The organism is Streptococcus infantis, from assembly GCF_047464715.1.
Lineage (GTDB): Bacteria > Bacillota > Bacilli > Lactobacillales > Streptococcaceae > Streptococcus > Streptococcus infantis_S.
Genome location: NZ_JASHBJ010000002.1, coordinates 225,147 through 239,506, shown reverse-complemented (window position 1 = coordinate 239,506; position 14,360 = coordinate 225,147). Strand labels below are relative to the sequence as shown.

General features: G+C 42.0%; 13 protein-coding genes. 12 read left to right on the top strand and 1 reads right to left on the bottom strand.

Annotated elements, in window-relative coordinates; all coding sequences use genetic code 11:
- Positions 1 to 97: 97 nt before the first annotated feature.
- From racE to QM419_RS05900, 11 genes are all read left to right on the top strand, one after another.
- Positions 98 to 892, top strand: a complete 795-nt coding sequence (racE, locus tag QM419_RS05950) for a glutamate racemase (RefSeq protein WP_414278209.1) — start codon at positions 98 to 100, stop codon at positions 890 to 892.
- On the top strand, positions 850 to 1,860 hold the full coding sequence (locus tag QM419_RS05945) for a nucleoside-triphosphate diphosphatase (protein WP_414278208.1): 1,011 nt from the start codon (positions 850 to 852) through the stop codon (positions 1,858 to 1,860). Before racE ends, QM419_RS05945 begins: the two co-directional genes overlap by 43 nt.
- A complete protein-coding gene (locus tag QM419_RS05940; protein WP_414278207.1) occupies positions 1,836 to 2,357 on the top strand; it encodes a metallophosphoesterase in 522 nt (173 codons plus the stop codon). Before QM419_RS05945 ends, QM419_RS05940 begins: the two co-directional genes overlap by 25 nt.
- Positions 2,354 to 2,815, top strand: a complete 462-nt coding sequence (gene cbpB / locus QM419_RS05935; protein WP_414278206.1) for a cyclic-di-AMP-binding protein CbpB — start codon at positions 2,354 to 2,356, stop codon at positions 2,813 to 2,815. The genes QM419_RS05940 and cbpB overlap by 4 nt, the downstream gene beginning before the upstream one ends.
- Positions 2,812 to 3,546: a site-specific tyrosine recombinase XerD gene (gene xerD, locus QM419_RS05930; protein WP_414278205.1), complete on the top strand. Its 735-nt coding sequence runs from the start codon at positions 2,812 to 2,814 to the stop codon at positions 3,544 to 3,546. The genes cbpB and xerD overlap by 4 nt, the downstream gene beginning before the upstream one ends.
- Positions 3,546 to 4,280 carry a segregation/condensation protein A gene (locus QM419_RS05925; RefSeq protein WP_414278204.1) on the top strand — a complete coding sequence of 245 codons (735 nt, stop codon included), beginning with the start codon at positions 3,546 to 3,548 and terminating at the stop codon, positions 4,278 to 4,280. Before xerD ends, QM419_RS05925 begins: the two co-directional genes overlap by 1 nt.
- A gap of 12 nt (positions 4,281 to 4,292) precedes the next feature.
- A complete protein-coding gene (gene scpB, locus QM419_RS05920; protein ID WP_414278203.1) occupies positions 4,293 to 4,862 on the top strand; it encodes an SMC-Scp complex subunit ScpB in 570 nt (189 codons plus the stop codon).
- The gene (locus tag QM419_RS05915; protein WP_414278202.1) at positions 4,849 to 5,574 is read left to right on the top strand and encodes a pseudouridine synthase; all 726 of its coding nucleotides are present in this window, start codon (positions 4,849 to 4,851) and stop codon (positions 5,572 to 5,574) included. Before scpB ends, QM419_RS05915 begins: the two co-directional genes overlap by 14 nt.
- The gene (gene yidD / locus QM419_RS05910) at positions 5,574 to 5,810 is read left to right on the top strand and encodes a membrane protein insertion efficiency factor YidD (protein WP_414254294.1); all 237 of its coding nucleotides are present in this window, start codon (positions 5,574 to 5,576) and stop codon (positions 5,808 to 5,810) included. The genes QM419_RS05915 and yidD overlap by 1 nt, the downstream gene beginning before the upstream one ends.
- 114 nt (positions 5,811 to 5,924) lie before the next feature.
- A complete protein-coding gene (gene pepA, locus QM419_RS05905; RefSeq protein WP_414278201.1) occupies positions 5,925 to 6,989 on the top strand; it encodes a glutamyl aminopeptidase in 1,065 nt (354 codons plus the stop codon).
- Between the two features lie 24 nt (positions 6,990 to 7,013).
- Positions 7,014 to 7,310 carry a bacteriocin immunity protein gene (locus QM419_RS05900; protein ID WP_414278200.1) on the top strand — a complete coding sequence of 99 codons (297 nt, stop codon included), beginning with the start codon at positions 7,014 to 7,016 and terminating at the stop codon, positions 7,308 to 7,310.
- Between the two features lie 28 nt (positions 7,311 to 7,338).
- Here QM419_RS05900 and QM419_RS05895 read toward each other — a convergent pair whose 3' ends face one another.
- Positions 7,339 to 8,970 (bottom strand): Na/Pi cotransporter family protein, encoded by a 1,632-nt coding sequence (locus tag QM419_RS05895; RefSeq protein ID WP_414278199.1) that lies wholly within the window; start codon positions 8,968 to 8,970, stop codon positions 7,339 to 7,341.
- Between the two features lie 299 nt (positions 8,971 to 9,269).
- On the opposite strand from QM419_RS05895, the gene QM419_RS05890 reads away from it, so the two are divergent.
- Complete coding sequence (locus tag QM419_RS05890) at positions 9,270 to 14,270, top strand: endo-beta-N-acetylglucosaminidase (RefSeq protein WP_414278198.1); 5,001 nt, start codon at positions 9,270 to 9,272, stop codon at positions 14,268 to 14,270.
- Positions 14,271 to 14,360 lie beyond the last annotated feature (90 nt).

Here is a 14,360-nt window from a genome sequence, read left to right as displayed (position 1 = left end):
AGACAACTGGAACTTTACCAGACTGTCAGAAATTTCAGTAAGAAATGTAATGATAATGAACTATCAATCAGAAAAATGAGACTAGAAAGAAGACTGTATGGATAATCGACCAATTGGTTTTTTGGATTCGGGTGTTGGGGGCTTGACCGTTGTACGTGAGCTCATGCGCCAGCTTCCTCATGAAGAAATCGTCTATATTGGAGATTCGGCACGAGCGCCTTACGGGCCTCGTCCTGCTGAGCAAATTCGTGAATATACTTGGCAGTTGGTCAACTTTCTTTTGACCAAGGATGTCAAGATGATTGTCATTGCCTGTAATACAGCAACGGCAGTCGTCTGGGAAGAGATTAAAGCCCAGTTAGATATTCCTGTTCTTGGAGTGATTTTACCGGGCGCTTCAGCTGCTATCAAAGCAAGTCAGGGTGGGAGAATCGGTGTGATTGGAACACCGATGACAGTACAATCAGATATCTATCGTCAAAAAATTCATGACCTAGATCCAAATTTGCAGGTGGAAAGTTTGGCTTGTCCCAAGTTTGCCCCCTTGGTTGAATCTGGAGCTCTTTCAACCAGTGTGACCAAGAAAGTAGTTTATGAAACCTTGCGTCCATTAGTGGGCAAGGTAGACAGCTTGATTTTGGGTTGTACCCATTATCCGCTTCTCAGACCTATTATCCAGAATGTGATGGGGCCTGACGTAAAACTGATTGATAGTGGTGCAGAGTGCGTGCGGGATATCTCTGTCTTACTTAATTATTTCGAGATTAATCGTGGGCGTGACGCTGGTCCTCTACAACACCGTTTTTATACGACTGCAAATAGCCATAGTTTTGCCCAAATTGGAGTCGAATGGCTAGAAAAAGAGATTCATGTGGAGCATGTAACATTATGACAAACAAAATTTATGAATACAAGGATGACCAGGACTGGTATGTAGGTGTCTGGGACGTCTACGGTGGAATTTATAGTCTCATAAAAGATCCTCTTGATCTTGGTTTTATGGATTTTGCTCGCATTTTCCGTGATGAGGAAAATGGTTTTCCAATCACGATTACGGTAATGCGCTGGTCTTCCAACTTCCGCTTGCTATCTTTTATCGTTGAGATTTTAAATGCAGAAGCAGGTCGAAACTTGGAAGTCATTCAACGCCAAGGTGCCTTGCTCTTAGTTGAAAATGGACAACTCTTGCATGTTGAATTACCTAAAGAAGGAGTCGATGTGGAAGCCTTCTTTGAGACAAACAAGGTCAGAGAAACTTTGCTGATTGCGACTCGTAACGAGGGTAAAACCAAGGAATTTCGTGCTATCTTTGACAAACTTGGCTATGATGTGGAGAATCTCAATGATTATCCAGATCTGCCTGAAGTTGCTGAAACCGGTATGACCTTTGAAGAAAATGCTCGTCTTAAGGCTGAAACCATCTCCAAATTAACAGGCAAGATGGTTTTGGCAGACGACTCAGGTCTTAAAGTCGATGTCCTCGGTGGATTGCCAGGTGTCTGGTCAGCTCGTTTTGCAGGAGTGGGAGCCACTGACCAGGAAAACAATGCTAAGCTTTTGCATGAATTAGCCATGGTCTTTGAACTCAAGGACCGTTCGGCACAATTTCACACCACTTTGGTTGTGGCTAGCCCAGGTAAGGAAAGCTTGGTGGTCGAAGCTGATTGGCCAGGCTACATTAACTTTGAACCTAAGGGTGAAAATGGTTTTGGTTATGATCCACTCTTCCTAGTAGGAGAAACTGGTAAATCATCAGCCGAATTAACCCTTGAAGAAAAAAATAGTCAATCCCACCGTGCCTTAGCCGTTAAGAAACTTTTGGAGGTATTTCCATCATGGCAAAGCAAACCATCATTGTAATGAGTGACTCCCACGGAGATAGCTTGATTGTAGAAGAAATACGTGATCGCTATCTGGGGAAAGTCGATGCTATTTTTCACGATGGTGACTCGGAGCTTCGCCCAGATTCACCACTCTGGGAAGGGATTCAGGTAGTTAGAGGGAATATGGATTTCTATTCAGATTATCCAGAACGCTTAGTGACTCAACTGGGTCCTACCAAGATTATCCAGACTCATGGACACTTATTTGATATTAACTTCAACTTCCAAAAGCTTGATTTCTGGGCTCAAGAGGAAGACGCAGATATCTGCCTTTATGGGCACTTGCATGTTCCAAGTGCTTGGATGGAAGGGAAGACTCTCTTTCTAAATCCAGGTTCTATCAGTCAACCACGTGGAACTATCAGAGAATGTCTCTACGCTCGTGTGGAGATTGATGATAGCTACTTTAAAGTAGACTTTTTGACACGTGACCATGAGATCTATCCAGGTTTGTCCAAGGAGTTTGCTCGATGATTGCCAAAGAATTTGAACAGTTTTTACTGGAGCAAGAGGAAACCTTTTTAACTCCTGCTGAAAATTTGGCTGTGCTCATTGATACTCACAATGCAGATCATGCAATTCTCCTCCTTAGCCAGATGACCTATACCAGAGTGCCGGTAGTGACTGCTGAGAAAAAATTTGTTGGGACCATTGGTCTTAGAGATATTTTTGCATACCAAATGGAACAGGGTTTGAGTCAGGAAGTCATGGCAGATATGGATATCGTTCACATGACAAAGAAGGATGTTGCAGTGGTGGCTCCAGATTATACACTGACAGATGTTTTACATAAGCTAGTGGATGAGTCTTTCCTGCCAGTCGTTGGTAAGGATGGTCTTTTCCAAGGGATTATCACGCGGAAGTCAATCCTCAAGGCTGTCAATGCTCTCCTGCATGATTTTAGTAAGGAATATGAGATTCGAAGCAAATGAGAGAATGGATTTTAACATTTTTAGAAGAAAAGAAAAATCTATCTAGTAATTCTAAACAGTCTTATAAATATGACTTGGAGCAGTTTTTAGATCTTATTGGAGAACGAATTTCTGAGACAAGTTTAAAAATCTACCAAGCTCAACTATCAAATTTTAAGATTAGTGCCCAAAAGCGCAAAGTTTCTGCTTGCAACCAATTTCTTTACTTTTTATACCAGAAAGGAAAGATTGGCACCTTTTATCGTTTAGAATTGCCGAAACAGGCTGAGAAAAAACAAGTCAAGTCAGAGCTTTTAGACCTCAGTTCTTTCTGGCAAGAAAGTGCTTATCCAGAAGGACGCTTGCTAGCCTTGTTAATAGTAGAATTGGGCCTCTTGCCGAGTGAAATTCTAGCCTTAAAAACAGGTGATGTGAACCTGGATTTTCAAGTTTTGAGAGTCAATAAAGCTTCTCAACAAAGAATCTTGAGCCTTCCCACAAATTTGCTTGCGGAGTTAGAGCCCTTGATGGTGCAGACCTATCTCTTTGAAAAAGCTGGGAAACCGTACTCCCGTCAATGGGCTTTTCGTCAGTTGGAAGCTTTTTTAAAGGAAAAAGGATTTTCAGATTTATCTGCCCAAGGATTGAGAGAACAGTTTATATTAAGACAAATCGAAGAAAAGGTTGACTTGTACGAAATCGCTAAAAAATTAGGATTAAAGACAGTCATGACCTTAGAAAAATATAGATAATGGATATTAAATTAAAAGATTTTGAAGGACCTTTGGACTTGCTCCTACACTTGGTTTCAAAGTATCAGATGGATATCTATGATGTGCCGATCACAGAGGTTATCGAGCAATATCTAGCCTATATCTCGACATTACAAGCGATGCGTTTAGAAGTTGCAGGCGAATACATGGTGATGGCTAGCCAACTGATGCTGATTAAGAGTCGCAAGCTCTTGCCAAAGGTTGCAGAAGTGACGGATTTAGAGGATGACCTAGAGCAGGATCTCCTTTCTCAGATTGAGGAATACCGTAAATTTAAACTTTTGGGAGAGCAGTTGGAAGTGAAGCACCAGGAACGAGCTCAATATTACTCAAAAGCACCTACAGAGTTGATCTATGAGGATGCAGAACTTGTGCATGATAAGACGACGATTGATCTTTTCTTAGCCTTTTCAACCTTACTGACCAAGAAAAAGGAAGAATTCTCGAAAAGTCACACAACAATCTTACGAGATGAGTATAAGATTGAAGATATGATGGTCATCGTTCGAGAAGCCTTGGTTGAAGGTCAACAATTATGCTTGCAGGATTTGTTTAAAGAAACCAAGGATTTGCAAGAGGTTATTACACTCTTTTTAGCGACCCTGGAGTTGATTAAAACCCAAGAAATTCTCTTGATTCAAAAAGAGAGTTTTGGAGATATCTATCTCATGAAAAAGAAAGACGAAAATCAAGCAGAGCAAAGTAAGGCTTGATAGAGAGGAAGTATGAGTACTTTAGCAAAAATAGAAGCGCTCCTGTTTGTAGCGGGGGAGGATGGCATTAGAGTCCGCCAGCTGGCGGAGGTTCTATCGCTTCCACCAACAGGAATTCAGCAAAGCTTAGAAAAATTAGCCAAAAAGTATAAAAAAGATCAGGATTCTAGTCTAGATTTGATTGAGACAGGTGGTGCTTATAGATTGGTGACGAAGGCTCAATTTGCGGGTGTTTTGAAGGAATATTCTAAGGCGCCCATCAACCAGAGCCTATCTCGGGCCGCCCTTGAAACCTTGTCCATCATTGCTTATAAGCAACCTATCACACGTATAGAAATCGATGCTATTCGTGGGGTTAATTCGAGTGGGGCCTTAGCTAAGTTACAGGCCTTTGACTTGATACGAGAAGATGGAAAGAAAGAAGTTCTTGGTCGCCCTAATCTCTATGTAACGACGGATTATTTTCTAGATTACATGGGTATTAACCATTTGGAAGAATTGCCTGTGATTGACGAGCTTGAAATTCAAGCGCAAGAAAGCCAATTATTTGGTGAAAGGATAGAAGAAGATGAGAATCAATAAATATATTGCCCACGCAGGTGTGGCCAGTAGGAGAAAAGCAGAAGAGTTGATCAAACAAGGCTTGGTAACCGTCAATGGACAGGTAGTACGTGAACTAGCGACAACCATTAAGTCTGGCGATAAGGTTGAGGTTGAAGGTCAACCCATCTACAACGAAGAAAAGGTCTACTATTTGCTTAACAAACCACGTGGAGTGATTTCCAGTGTGACAGATGACAAGGGACGTAAGACGGTTGTCGATCTCTTACCCAATGTCAAAGAACGGATTTACCCTGTAGGTCGCTTGGACTGGGATACATCTGGAGTCTTGATTTTGACCAACGATGGTGACTTTACAGATGAGATGATTCACCCTCGTAATGAGATTGACAAGGTTTATGTTGCGCGTGTGAAAGGAATTGCTAACAAAGAAAATCTCCGTCCCTTGACTCGTGGTCTTGAGATTGATGGTAAGAAAACGAAGCCAGCGGTTTATGAGATTCTTAAAGTAGATCCGGTTAAAAACCGTTCTGTTGTACAGTTAACCATCCATGAAGGACGTAACCACCAGGTTAAAAAGATGTTTGAAGCTGTGGGTCTCCCAGTGGACAAGTTGTCGCGGACACGTTTTGGCCATCTAGACTTGACAGGGCTTCGTCCAGGCGAATCACGCCGTCTCAATAAAAAAGAAATTAGCCAGCTACACACCATGGCTGTAACAACTAACAAATAATGAAAAAAATCTTAATTGCGCCTGTGCGCTTTTACCAACGCTTTATATCCCCTGCATTCCCACCTTCTTGTAGATTTGAGCCTACTTGTTCAAACTACATGATTCAGGCTATTGAAAAGCATGGATTTAAGGGGGTTCTGATGGGATTGGCACGGATATTACGATGTCATCCTTGGTCTGAAATAGGTAAGGACCCCGTACCAGATCACTTTTCTTTAAAGAGAAATTCAAAATAAAAAGAATCACGACTGTGATTCTTTTTTGGTGTAGATAGATCTATAGATTGATGATTTTCGCTACCCTTCTCCTATAAAAAGTGGTAAAATGGTTGAAAGAAAGAAGGGATAGAAATGACAACATTATTTTCTAAAATCAAAGAAGTAACAGAACTTTCTGCTATCTCAGGTCATGAAGCACCTGTACGTGCTTATCTTCGTGAAAAATTAACACCTCATGTGGATGAAGTCGTGACTGATGGATTGGGGGGTATTTTTGGGGTTAAACACTCAGAAGCAGTCAATGCACCTCGTGTTTTAGTAGCCTCTCACATGGATGAAGTTGGTTTCATGGTTAGTGAAATCAAAGCAGACGGGACCTTCCGAGTAGTCAGCATTGGTGGTTGGAACCCTATGGTTGTTAGTAGCCAGCGTTTCAAACTCTTTACACGCCAAGGACGTGAAATCCCAGTAATTTCAGGTTCAGTTCCTCCACATTTGACTCGTGGCACAGGTGGACCAACTATGCCAGCTATTTCAGATATCGTTTTTGACGGTGGTTTTGCGGATAAGGCAGAAGCTGAAAGTTTCGGTATCCGTCCAGGAGATACCATCGTTCCAGATAGTAGTGCTATCCTAACTGCTAATGAAAAAAATATCATCTCAAAAGCTTGGGATAACCGTTATGGTGTTCTCATGGTTAGTGAGTTGGCTGAAAACTTGTCAGGTCAAAAACTAGGAAATGAACTTTACCTTGGGGCTAACGTCCAAGAAGAAGTTGGACTTCGTGGTGCCCACGCATCTACAACAAAATTTGATCCAGAAGTATTCCTTGCTGTAGACTGTTCACCAGCAGGTGATGTCTATGGTGGCCAAGGCAAGATTGGTGACGGAACCTTGATTCGTTTCTACGACCCAGGTCACTTGCTTCTCCCAGGCATGAAGGACTTCCTTTTGACGACAGCTGAAGAAGCTGGAATCAAGTATCAATACTACTGTGGAAAAGGTGGAACTGACGCAGGTGCAGCTCATCTGAAAAATGGTGGTGTCCCATCAACAACAATCGGTGTTTGTGCCCGTTATATCCACTCTCACCAAACACTCTATGCTATGGACGATTTCCTTGAAGCTCAAGCTTTCTTACAAGCCTTGGTTAAAAAATTGGATCGTTCTACAGTAGATTTGATCAAAAACTATTAAACAGAAAAGATGGAGGTGATAGGTATGGAAGAACCAAACCTAGGAACCTTGATACGGGATCTTTACAATAATGCCCGTCAAAACCTGAGTGAAGACCTAGTGCTTGCACTTGTAGAGACGGCTAAGCAATTGCCCAGTACCAATGAGCGATTGCTAGCGGTACGGCTATCAGGTCTGGTCACTCTTGAACTTCTCAAGAATCCCAAGACCCCAGCGCCTGAGTTAGTCAATCTGGCCCGCTTTATCCAAAAGGAAGAAGCTAGGTACAAGGGTGCAGCTGCCTCTTCCTTTATGATTGGAGAGTTATTTAAAATGCTTTGATTCGAAAGAATCAAAGCATTTTTTCGTTTTAAATTTGTTCTGCCAAAACCTTTTCAGCAAGGTTCATAGCGTGGTCTGACACACGAGTGTAGTGTGAAATAATATCGATAAAGTTGACACCTGCTTGGGTAGAACATTCTCCGTTATTTAGACGTTTGATATGAGTCTTACGAAGGATACGTTCCATCTTATTGATAGCTTCATGACGTTCAATAAGAGTTTCTGCTTTCTCGAGGTCGTTGTTTTCCACACTCTCAAGAGCATCTTTGACGAATTCACTAGTTTTAAGATAAATCTCTGCTAGTTCTTCTAAGGCAGCCTCAGAGAACTGAACATTCTTGCGTTGCAAGTAATCGTTAAGATTGAGCAGGGCTTCTGCGTGGTCTCCGATACGTTCCAAGTCTCGTGAAGAGTCAAGGATATTTGTTAAGACTTCACTCTCTTTTTGGCTCAAAGCTTCACCAGATAAACTAATGAGGTAACGAGTCAATTTTTCATCAATGGTATTGATAGCTTCTTCAGTCTTATGTCCCTTCTCTGCAACTTTTTCATTAGAGTTGATGATATAGTCGTAAGAGAGGTCAAAGGCTTTCGCAGCATAATTACCTAAGTGTAGAAGTTCTTTTTTAGCATTTCCAAGAGCGATAGATGGAGCTTGTTTGATCAGTTGCTCATCAAGGTAAAGTGGCTCATATTTGACAACTTCGTCTTCTCCAGGGATAAGTTTGGTTACCAAGAAGGCAAGAGCTCCGATGAATGGAAACTGAATGATTGTATTGGTAATGTTGAAGGTTCCGTGGGCGAAGGCGATGGTCATTTCTGGAGCTAGATTTAAGAAGCTCTCAAACCATTGGATTAAGCCTGTAAATGGAACGAGGAAGATAATACAGATAACAGTTCCGATAACGTTAAAGGCTACATGGGCTGCGGCCACACGTTTGGCTGCGATATTAGCACCCAAGGAAGCGATAATAGCAGTGATAGTTGTTCCGATGTTATCTCCAAAGAGAACTGGTAGGGCCCCCTGAAGGTCAATCAGATTGCTAGCATAGAGATTTTGTAGGATCCCGATGGTTGCGGAGGAGGCTTGAATCAGAAGGGTTAGACCTGTTCCGACAAGAACACCCAAGATTGGATTTTTACTAAGTTCTACCATATAGTCTTTAAAGACTTGTAAATCCTTAAGGGGTTCCATAGCGCCACTCATAAGATTGAGGGCAAAGAAGATACCACCAACACCAAAGAGGATTCGTCCGATGTTATTGATGGTTCTATTTTTTGTGAAGAAGAGACAGACTGCTCCGAGAAAGAGCATCGGTAAAGCGTAGTCTCCCAGTTTAAAACCGATGATAAAGGATGTGACGGTTGTTCCAATATTGGCTCCCATAACAATCCCAATAGCCTGACGTAAAGTCAATAGTCCGGCACTAACCAGACCAACTGTAATAACCGTAACACCTGAACTCGATTGAATCAGGGCAGTCATCCCAATTCCAACTAAAATTCCAAAGAAAGGATTGCTAGTATATTTGTCAATGTAATATCGAAGACGATCTCCAGCTGCTTGTTGCAAACCGTCTCCCATGGTCTTGATACTATATAAGAATAGTCCCAGACCACCTAAAAAGTGAAATGCAATTTCCTGCCAATTAATGGACATTTTCTTTTTCCTCCGAAAACTAATCGCGGAATTTCTCCCATTCTATTTTAAAGGATTCTAAGCAATCTAACAAGTAGTAAATACAGTTTTTTTAGAAAAATATCATTTAAATGTAGAAAAAAGGCGGTTGATTGTCTAATTTATATCATTTATTCACCCCTTTATAGATATTTTAGGATGACTGTTGACTCTACTTATAAATATCGTAAAATGAAAATGAACAGTTCTGCTATTTTAAGGGCAGTTACTTTTTTTAAACAAAAATAAAGCGCTTACTTTTGGAAGTGAAAGGAGAAAAAATGAAGAATCCATTTTTTGAGAAACGTTGCCGCTATAGTATTCGAAAATTATCAGTTGGTGCCTGCTCTTTGATGATTGGTTCGGTTTTATTTGCCAACCAAGCTCTAGCAGAAGAAGTTGCAATCCCAGCGAATGAAACAACGACTACTGCCGTGGCTACAGAGCAAGCATCGCCAACCACATCAGAGCAACCAACTACAGCTTCACCTGAGGTATTAAAGCAGTTGGAAGAGACAGAAAACAAGGTTAGTGAGCAACCTATTTCAGAAGAAAAACCAACCTTGGACCAATTGACTGCAGCTGATAAGGAAGTAGCTAGTCCGGTTGCTGAAGAGCCTAAGGCTGAAGAGGCACCTGTAGCTACAGAAAATAAGGCTGAAGAGAAAGCAACTGTCTCAGATGTTCCTAAGAAAGAAGAAAAAAGTCTTCGACCAAAAGAAATTAAGTTTGATACTTGGGAAGATTTGTTGAAATGGGAACCGGGTGCCCGTGAAGACGACGCTATTAACCGTTCTTCAGTAGAACTAGCCAAACGTTACCGTGGGCATGTAGTCAACGAAAAAGCCAATAAGGACGCCAAGGTTGAAGCTCTTGCCAATACCAACTCTAAGGCTAAAGACCATGCATCTGTAGGTGGTGAAGAATTTAAAGCCTATGCTTTTGACTACTGGCAATACTTGAATTCAATGGTCTTCTGGGAAGGGCTCGTTCCAACTCCGGACGTGATTGATGCTGGTCACCGTAATGGTGTCCCTGTATTGGGTACACTCTTCTTCAACTGGTCTAATAGTATTGCAGACCAAGAAAAATTTGCTGCAGCCCTTCAACAAGATGAAGACGGTACTTTCCCTATCGCTCGCAAGCTAGTTGATTTAGCTAAATATTATGGATTTGATGGATATTTTATCAACCAAGAAACTACAGGTGATATCGTAACGCCTCTTGGTAAGAAAATGCGTGATTTCATGCTTTATACCAAGGAATATGCAGCTCAAGTTAATCATCCAGTCAAGTATTCTTGGTACGATGCCATGACTTATGAATACGGCCGTTACCATGAGGATGGACTTGGTGAGTACAACTATCAATTCATGGAAAAAGAAGGAGACAAAGTACCAGCTGATCACTTCTTTGCCAACTTTAACTGGACTAAAGAGAAAAATGATTACTCTGTAACGATGGCACAATGGCTAGGTCGTAGTCAGTACGATGTTTTTGCAGGTTTGGAATTGCAACAAGGTGGTTCTTACAAGACAAAAGTAAAATGGGATGCCCTTTTTGATGAAAATGGCAAACTTCGCTTGTCACTTGGACTCTTTGCACCTGATACTATCACGAGTCTTGGAAAGACAGGAGAAGACTATCACAAGAATGAAAATATCTTCTTCACAGGCTACCAAGGAGATCCAACTGGTCAAAAACCAGATGACAAGGACTGGTACGGAATTGCTAACCTCGTAGCTGACCGCACACCAGCAGTGGGACGTACCTTTACAACATCCTTTAACACAGGACATGGTAAAAAATGGTTTGTAGACGGTAAAGTTTCTAAGGATTCGGAATGGAACTATCGTTCTGTATCAGGTATCTTGCCTACATGGCGCTGGTGGCAAACTTCATCAGGTGCTAAACTTCAAGCTGATTATGACTTTGAAGATGCCTACAATGGAGGGAATTCACTCAAATTTGCGGGTGATTTAGCTGAAAATACCAACCAAGATGTTCGCCTTTACTCTACAAAACTGGAAGTAACAGATAAAACAAAACTTCGTGTTGCTCATAAAGGTGGTAAGGGAAGCAAGGTCTATGTAGAGTTTGCAACTCAGAAAAACTATACCTATGGTGGCGAGAATGCTCGTAAAGAGCTGACTCTATCTGACGATTGGACAAAAGATGAATTTGATTTGAGTGCCTTAGCAGGTCAGACTATTTACGGCATCAAGCTCACTTTTGAAAATACTGCTGCCCTTAAGGGTTATCAATTTAACTTGGGTGAGTTGACTGTTACAGATAATCAAGAGGCTCCTCAAGCACCAACAGCTCTTAAAGTAGCTAAACAATCTCTGAAAAATGCTCAAGAAGCGGAAGCCATTGTCCAATTTACTGGAAATAAAGATGCTGACTTCTATGAAGTTTATGAGAAGGATGGCGATGCTTGGCGCCTATTGACAGGCTCATCTGCCACTACTATCTACCTACCAAAAGTTAGCCGTTCAGCTAGTGCGACTGGAACCAATCAAGAGTTGAAGGTTGTTGCAGTTGGTAAGAATGGCCTTCGCTCTGAAGTTGCAACCACAAACTTTGACTGGGGCATGACTGTCCAAGATACAAGCCTTCCAAGACCACTTGCAGAAAACATCGTTCCAGGAGCTACTGTTATCGGAAGTACCTTCCCAGACACAGAAGGCGGCGAAGGTATCGAAGGTATGTTGACTGGGACAATCACTAGTCTATCTGACAAATGGTCTTCTGCTCAGTTGAGTGGTAGCGTTGATATCCATTTGACACAACCACGCCGTGTCGTTAGATGGGTCATGGACCATGCCGGTGCTGGTGGAGAATCTGTCAACGATGGTTTGATGAATACGAAGGACTTTGACCTCTACTATAAGGATGAAGCTGGAGAATGGAAACTAGCCAAGGCTGTTCGTGGTAATAGAGCTCACGTTTCAGACATTACCCTTGATAGCCCAATTACGGCGCAAGACTGGCGTTTGCACGTTATTACATCTGACAATGGAACACCATGGAAAGCCATTCGTATCTACAACTGGAAGATGTATGAAACTCTTGATACGGAGAGCCAAAACATCCCAATGGCTAAAGTTGCAGCGCGTGTTCTAACGGACAATAAGATTCAACTTGGATTCTCAGAAGTTCCTGCTGGAGCAACAATTACAGTCTATGACAAGGCAGATTCACAAACTCCTATCGCTAGTTTAAACACAGTAGTTGGAGGGGATCTAGCAACAGATCCATTGAGCTTTGAAAAACGTCCAAGCCTTCTTTACTACCGAACACAATTGCCAGGGAAAGAAATCAGTAATACCCTTGCTGTAACGATTCCTCAGGATGAGAGAAAGATTAAGGCTGTCAGTCTAGAAGTAGCACCTAAAAAGACAACTTACCAAGATGGTGAGGAATTGAATCTCAAAGGTGGTCTTCTTCGTGTCAAATACGAGGGTGAAGAAGCAGACGAAGTCATCAACCTCAGTCATGCAGGTGTAGTTGTTAACGGCTATGATGCTCACCACCATGGCGAACAAGACTTAACGGTAACCTATCTTGGTCTTCCAGTTGCAGGAAGCTTCAAGGTTCAAGTGACTGGTGAAGAAGCTGGTCCAAAAGAAGTCGCAGCCTTGTATATTAGCAAGCAACCGAAAATTGATTACTTTGTAGGCGATACTCTTGACTTATCAGAGGGACGCTTCAAGGTCTTGTATGATGATGAATCTGAGACTGAACATAACTTTACAGACCAAGGAGTCGAAATTACAGGCTATGATTCTCAAAAAACAGGCCGTCAAAAACTTCAGTTGCACTATCAAGGACAAACTGTCGAATTTGATGTTCTAGTATCACCTAAAGCAGCTGTTAATGACGAATATCTGAAACAAGAAATCACATCTGCTCAAGGTCGCAAAGAAACAGTAGCTTATACATTTGCGGATGCAGCAAAACAAGCAGCTCTTGTTGAGAAGATTGATGCAGCAAAAGCGATTTTAGAAAACCATGATGCTAGTCAAGAAGCAGTCAGCCAAGCTTTGAATGACTTGAAACAAGCTGGTGCAGACTTGAATGGAAATCAACGTTATCAAACTGCTAGAGAAGAGTTGGAAAGCTTGCTCGAATCCGTCCTTGAAAAAGATCCTCAATCTGAGTTGATTGCGCAAGCTGAGGTTTTATTATCTTCACAAACGCCAACTCCAGAAGCCTTTGCGGACATGAAAGAAAAGCTGAACAAGAAACTAACTCCTGCAGAAGAAAGCCATCATGTAGGTAGTTTAGAAGATGAAACTGCTCCAACAGTTGAAACTCTACCTGAGTTAGTGATTGAAACAGAAACTCAAGCCTTCGAACGCCAAGAACGTCCGTCAGGAGACCTCTTGGTGGGAGAACGTCGTATTGTTCAGGCAGGTGTAGAAGGTCAGACTCGTCGTCTGATTGAAGTTGATGCCAAAGGCAACCGCACTCTTCTTGAGACAGAAGTAGTCAAGGAAGCAGTTGCAGAAATCACTGAAGTTGGTACCAAGGTAGAAAGCCGTGTTCAACCGCTAGACGGAGTCAAAGATTTGACTATCAGCAATCCAACATTAGTGGTTGAGGAAGAAAAGGTTGCATACGGCCATGAAGAACGAGTAAATCCTAGTCTTCAAGCAGGAGAACGTCGTATCGTTCAGGCAGGTGTAGAAGGTCAAACTCGTCGTCTGATTGAAGTAGACACAGAAGGTAACCGTACTCTTCTTAAGGCAGAGGTAGTCAAGGAAGCAGTGACTGAGATTACTGAAGTTGGTACGAAGGTAGAAAGCCGTGTTCAGCCACTAGATGGAGTCAAAGATTTGACAATTAGCAATCCAGCATTGGTGATTGAAGAAGAAAAGATTGCATATGGACATGAAGAACGAGTAAATCCTAGCCTTCAAGCAGGAGAACGTAGAATTGTTCAGGTCGGAGTTGAAGGGCTTCGTAGAAATCTTGTAGAAGTTGACACAGAAGGCAACCGCAGTCTTAAGGGGACAGAAGTAGTCAAAGAAACTGTAACTGAGATTGTTGAGATTGGGCCAAAAGTTGATGCCCAAGCTGACAAACCTCTTGTCCCTGCTCCAGTAGCACAAGCAGCGAAGCAAGAACCAGCAAAAGCAGAAGCACAAGCTGAGAAACCTGAAGGAAAACAACTTCCGAATACAGGTGAAGAAGTAGATGCGAATCTCCTTGCCCTTGGATTGGTTGGAGTTCTGGGTGGTTTCGGATTACTTGCCCAAAAGAAAAAAGAAGATTAAGTTAGATAGTGTATCTAACATTTACTTCATACAGTAAAAAGATTTGCTGAGGTGAAAAACGAGAAGTACCTATCGTTGCTTGAGGGATTC

What these genes read in the sequence shown, in the direction of transcription:
- QM419_RS05890 (WP_414278198.1), top strand. Translation starts at nt 9,270, where the DNA reads ATGAAGAATCCATTTTTTGAGAAACGTTGCCGCTATAGTATTCGAAAA.
- yidD (WP_414254294.1), top strand. Translation starts at nt 5,574, where the DNA reads ATGAAAAAAATCTTAATTGCGCCTGTGCGCTTTTACCAACGCTTTATA.
- QM419_RS05945 (WP_414278208.1), top strand. Translation starts at nt 850, where the DNA reads ATGGCTAGAAAAAGAGATTCATGTGGAGCATGTAACATTATGACAAAC.
- scpB (WP_414278203.1), top strand. Translation starts at nt 4,293, where the DNA reads ATGAGTACTTTAGCAAAAATAGAAGCGCTCCTGTTTGTAGCGGGGGAG.
- QM419_RS05940 (WP_414278207.1), top strand. Translation starts at nt 1,836, where the DNA reads ATGGCAAAGCAAACCATCATTGTAATGAGTGACTCCCACGGAGATAGC.
- cbpB (WP_414278206.1), top strand. Translation starts at nt 2,354, where the DNA reads ATGATTGCCAAAGAATTTGAACAGTTTTTACTGGAGCAAGAGGAAACC.
- QM419_RS05915 (WP_414278202.1), top strand. Translation starts at nt 4,849, where the DNA reads ATGAGAATCAATAAATATATTGCCCACGCAGGTGTGGCCAGTAGGAGA.
- pepA (WP_414278201.1), top strand. Translation starts at nt 5,925, where the DNA reads ATGACAACATTATTTTCTAAAATCAAAGAAGTAACAGAACTTTCTGCT.
- QM419_RS05895 (WP_414278199.1), bottom strand. Translation starts at nt 8,970, where the DNA reads ATGTCCATTAATTGGCAGGAAATTGCATTTCACTTTTTAGGTGGTCTG.
- QM419_RS05925 (WP_414278204.1), top strand. Translation starts at nt 3,546, where the DNA reads ATGGATATTAAATTAAAAGATTTTGAAGGACCTTTGGACTTGCTCCTA.
- xerD (WP_414278205.1), top strand. Translation starts at nt 2,812, where the DNA reads ATGAGAGAATGGATTTTAACATTTTTAGAAGAAAAGAAAAATCTATCT.
- racE (WP_414278209.1), top strand. Translation starts at nt 98, where the DNA reads ATGGATAATCGACCAATTGGTTTTTTGGATTCGGGTGTTGGGGGCTTG.
- QM419_RS05900 (WP_414278200.1), top strand. Translation starts at nt 7,014, where the DNA reads ATGGAAGAACCAAACCTAGGAACCTTGATACGGGATCTTTACAATAAT.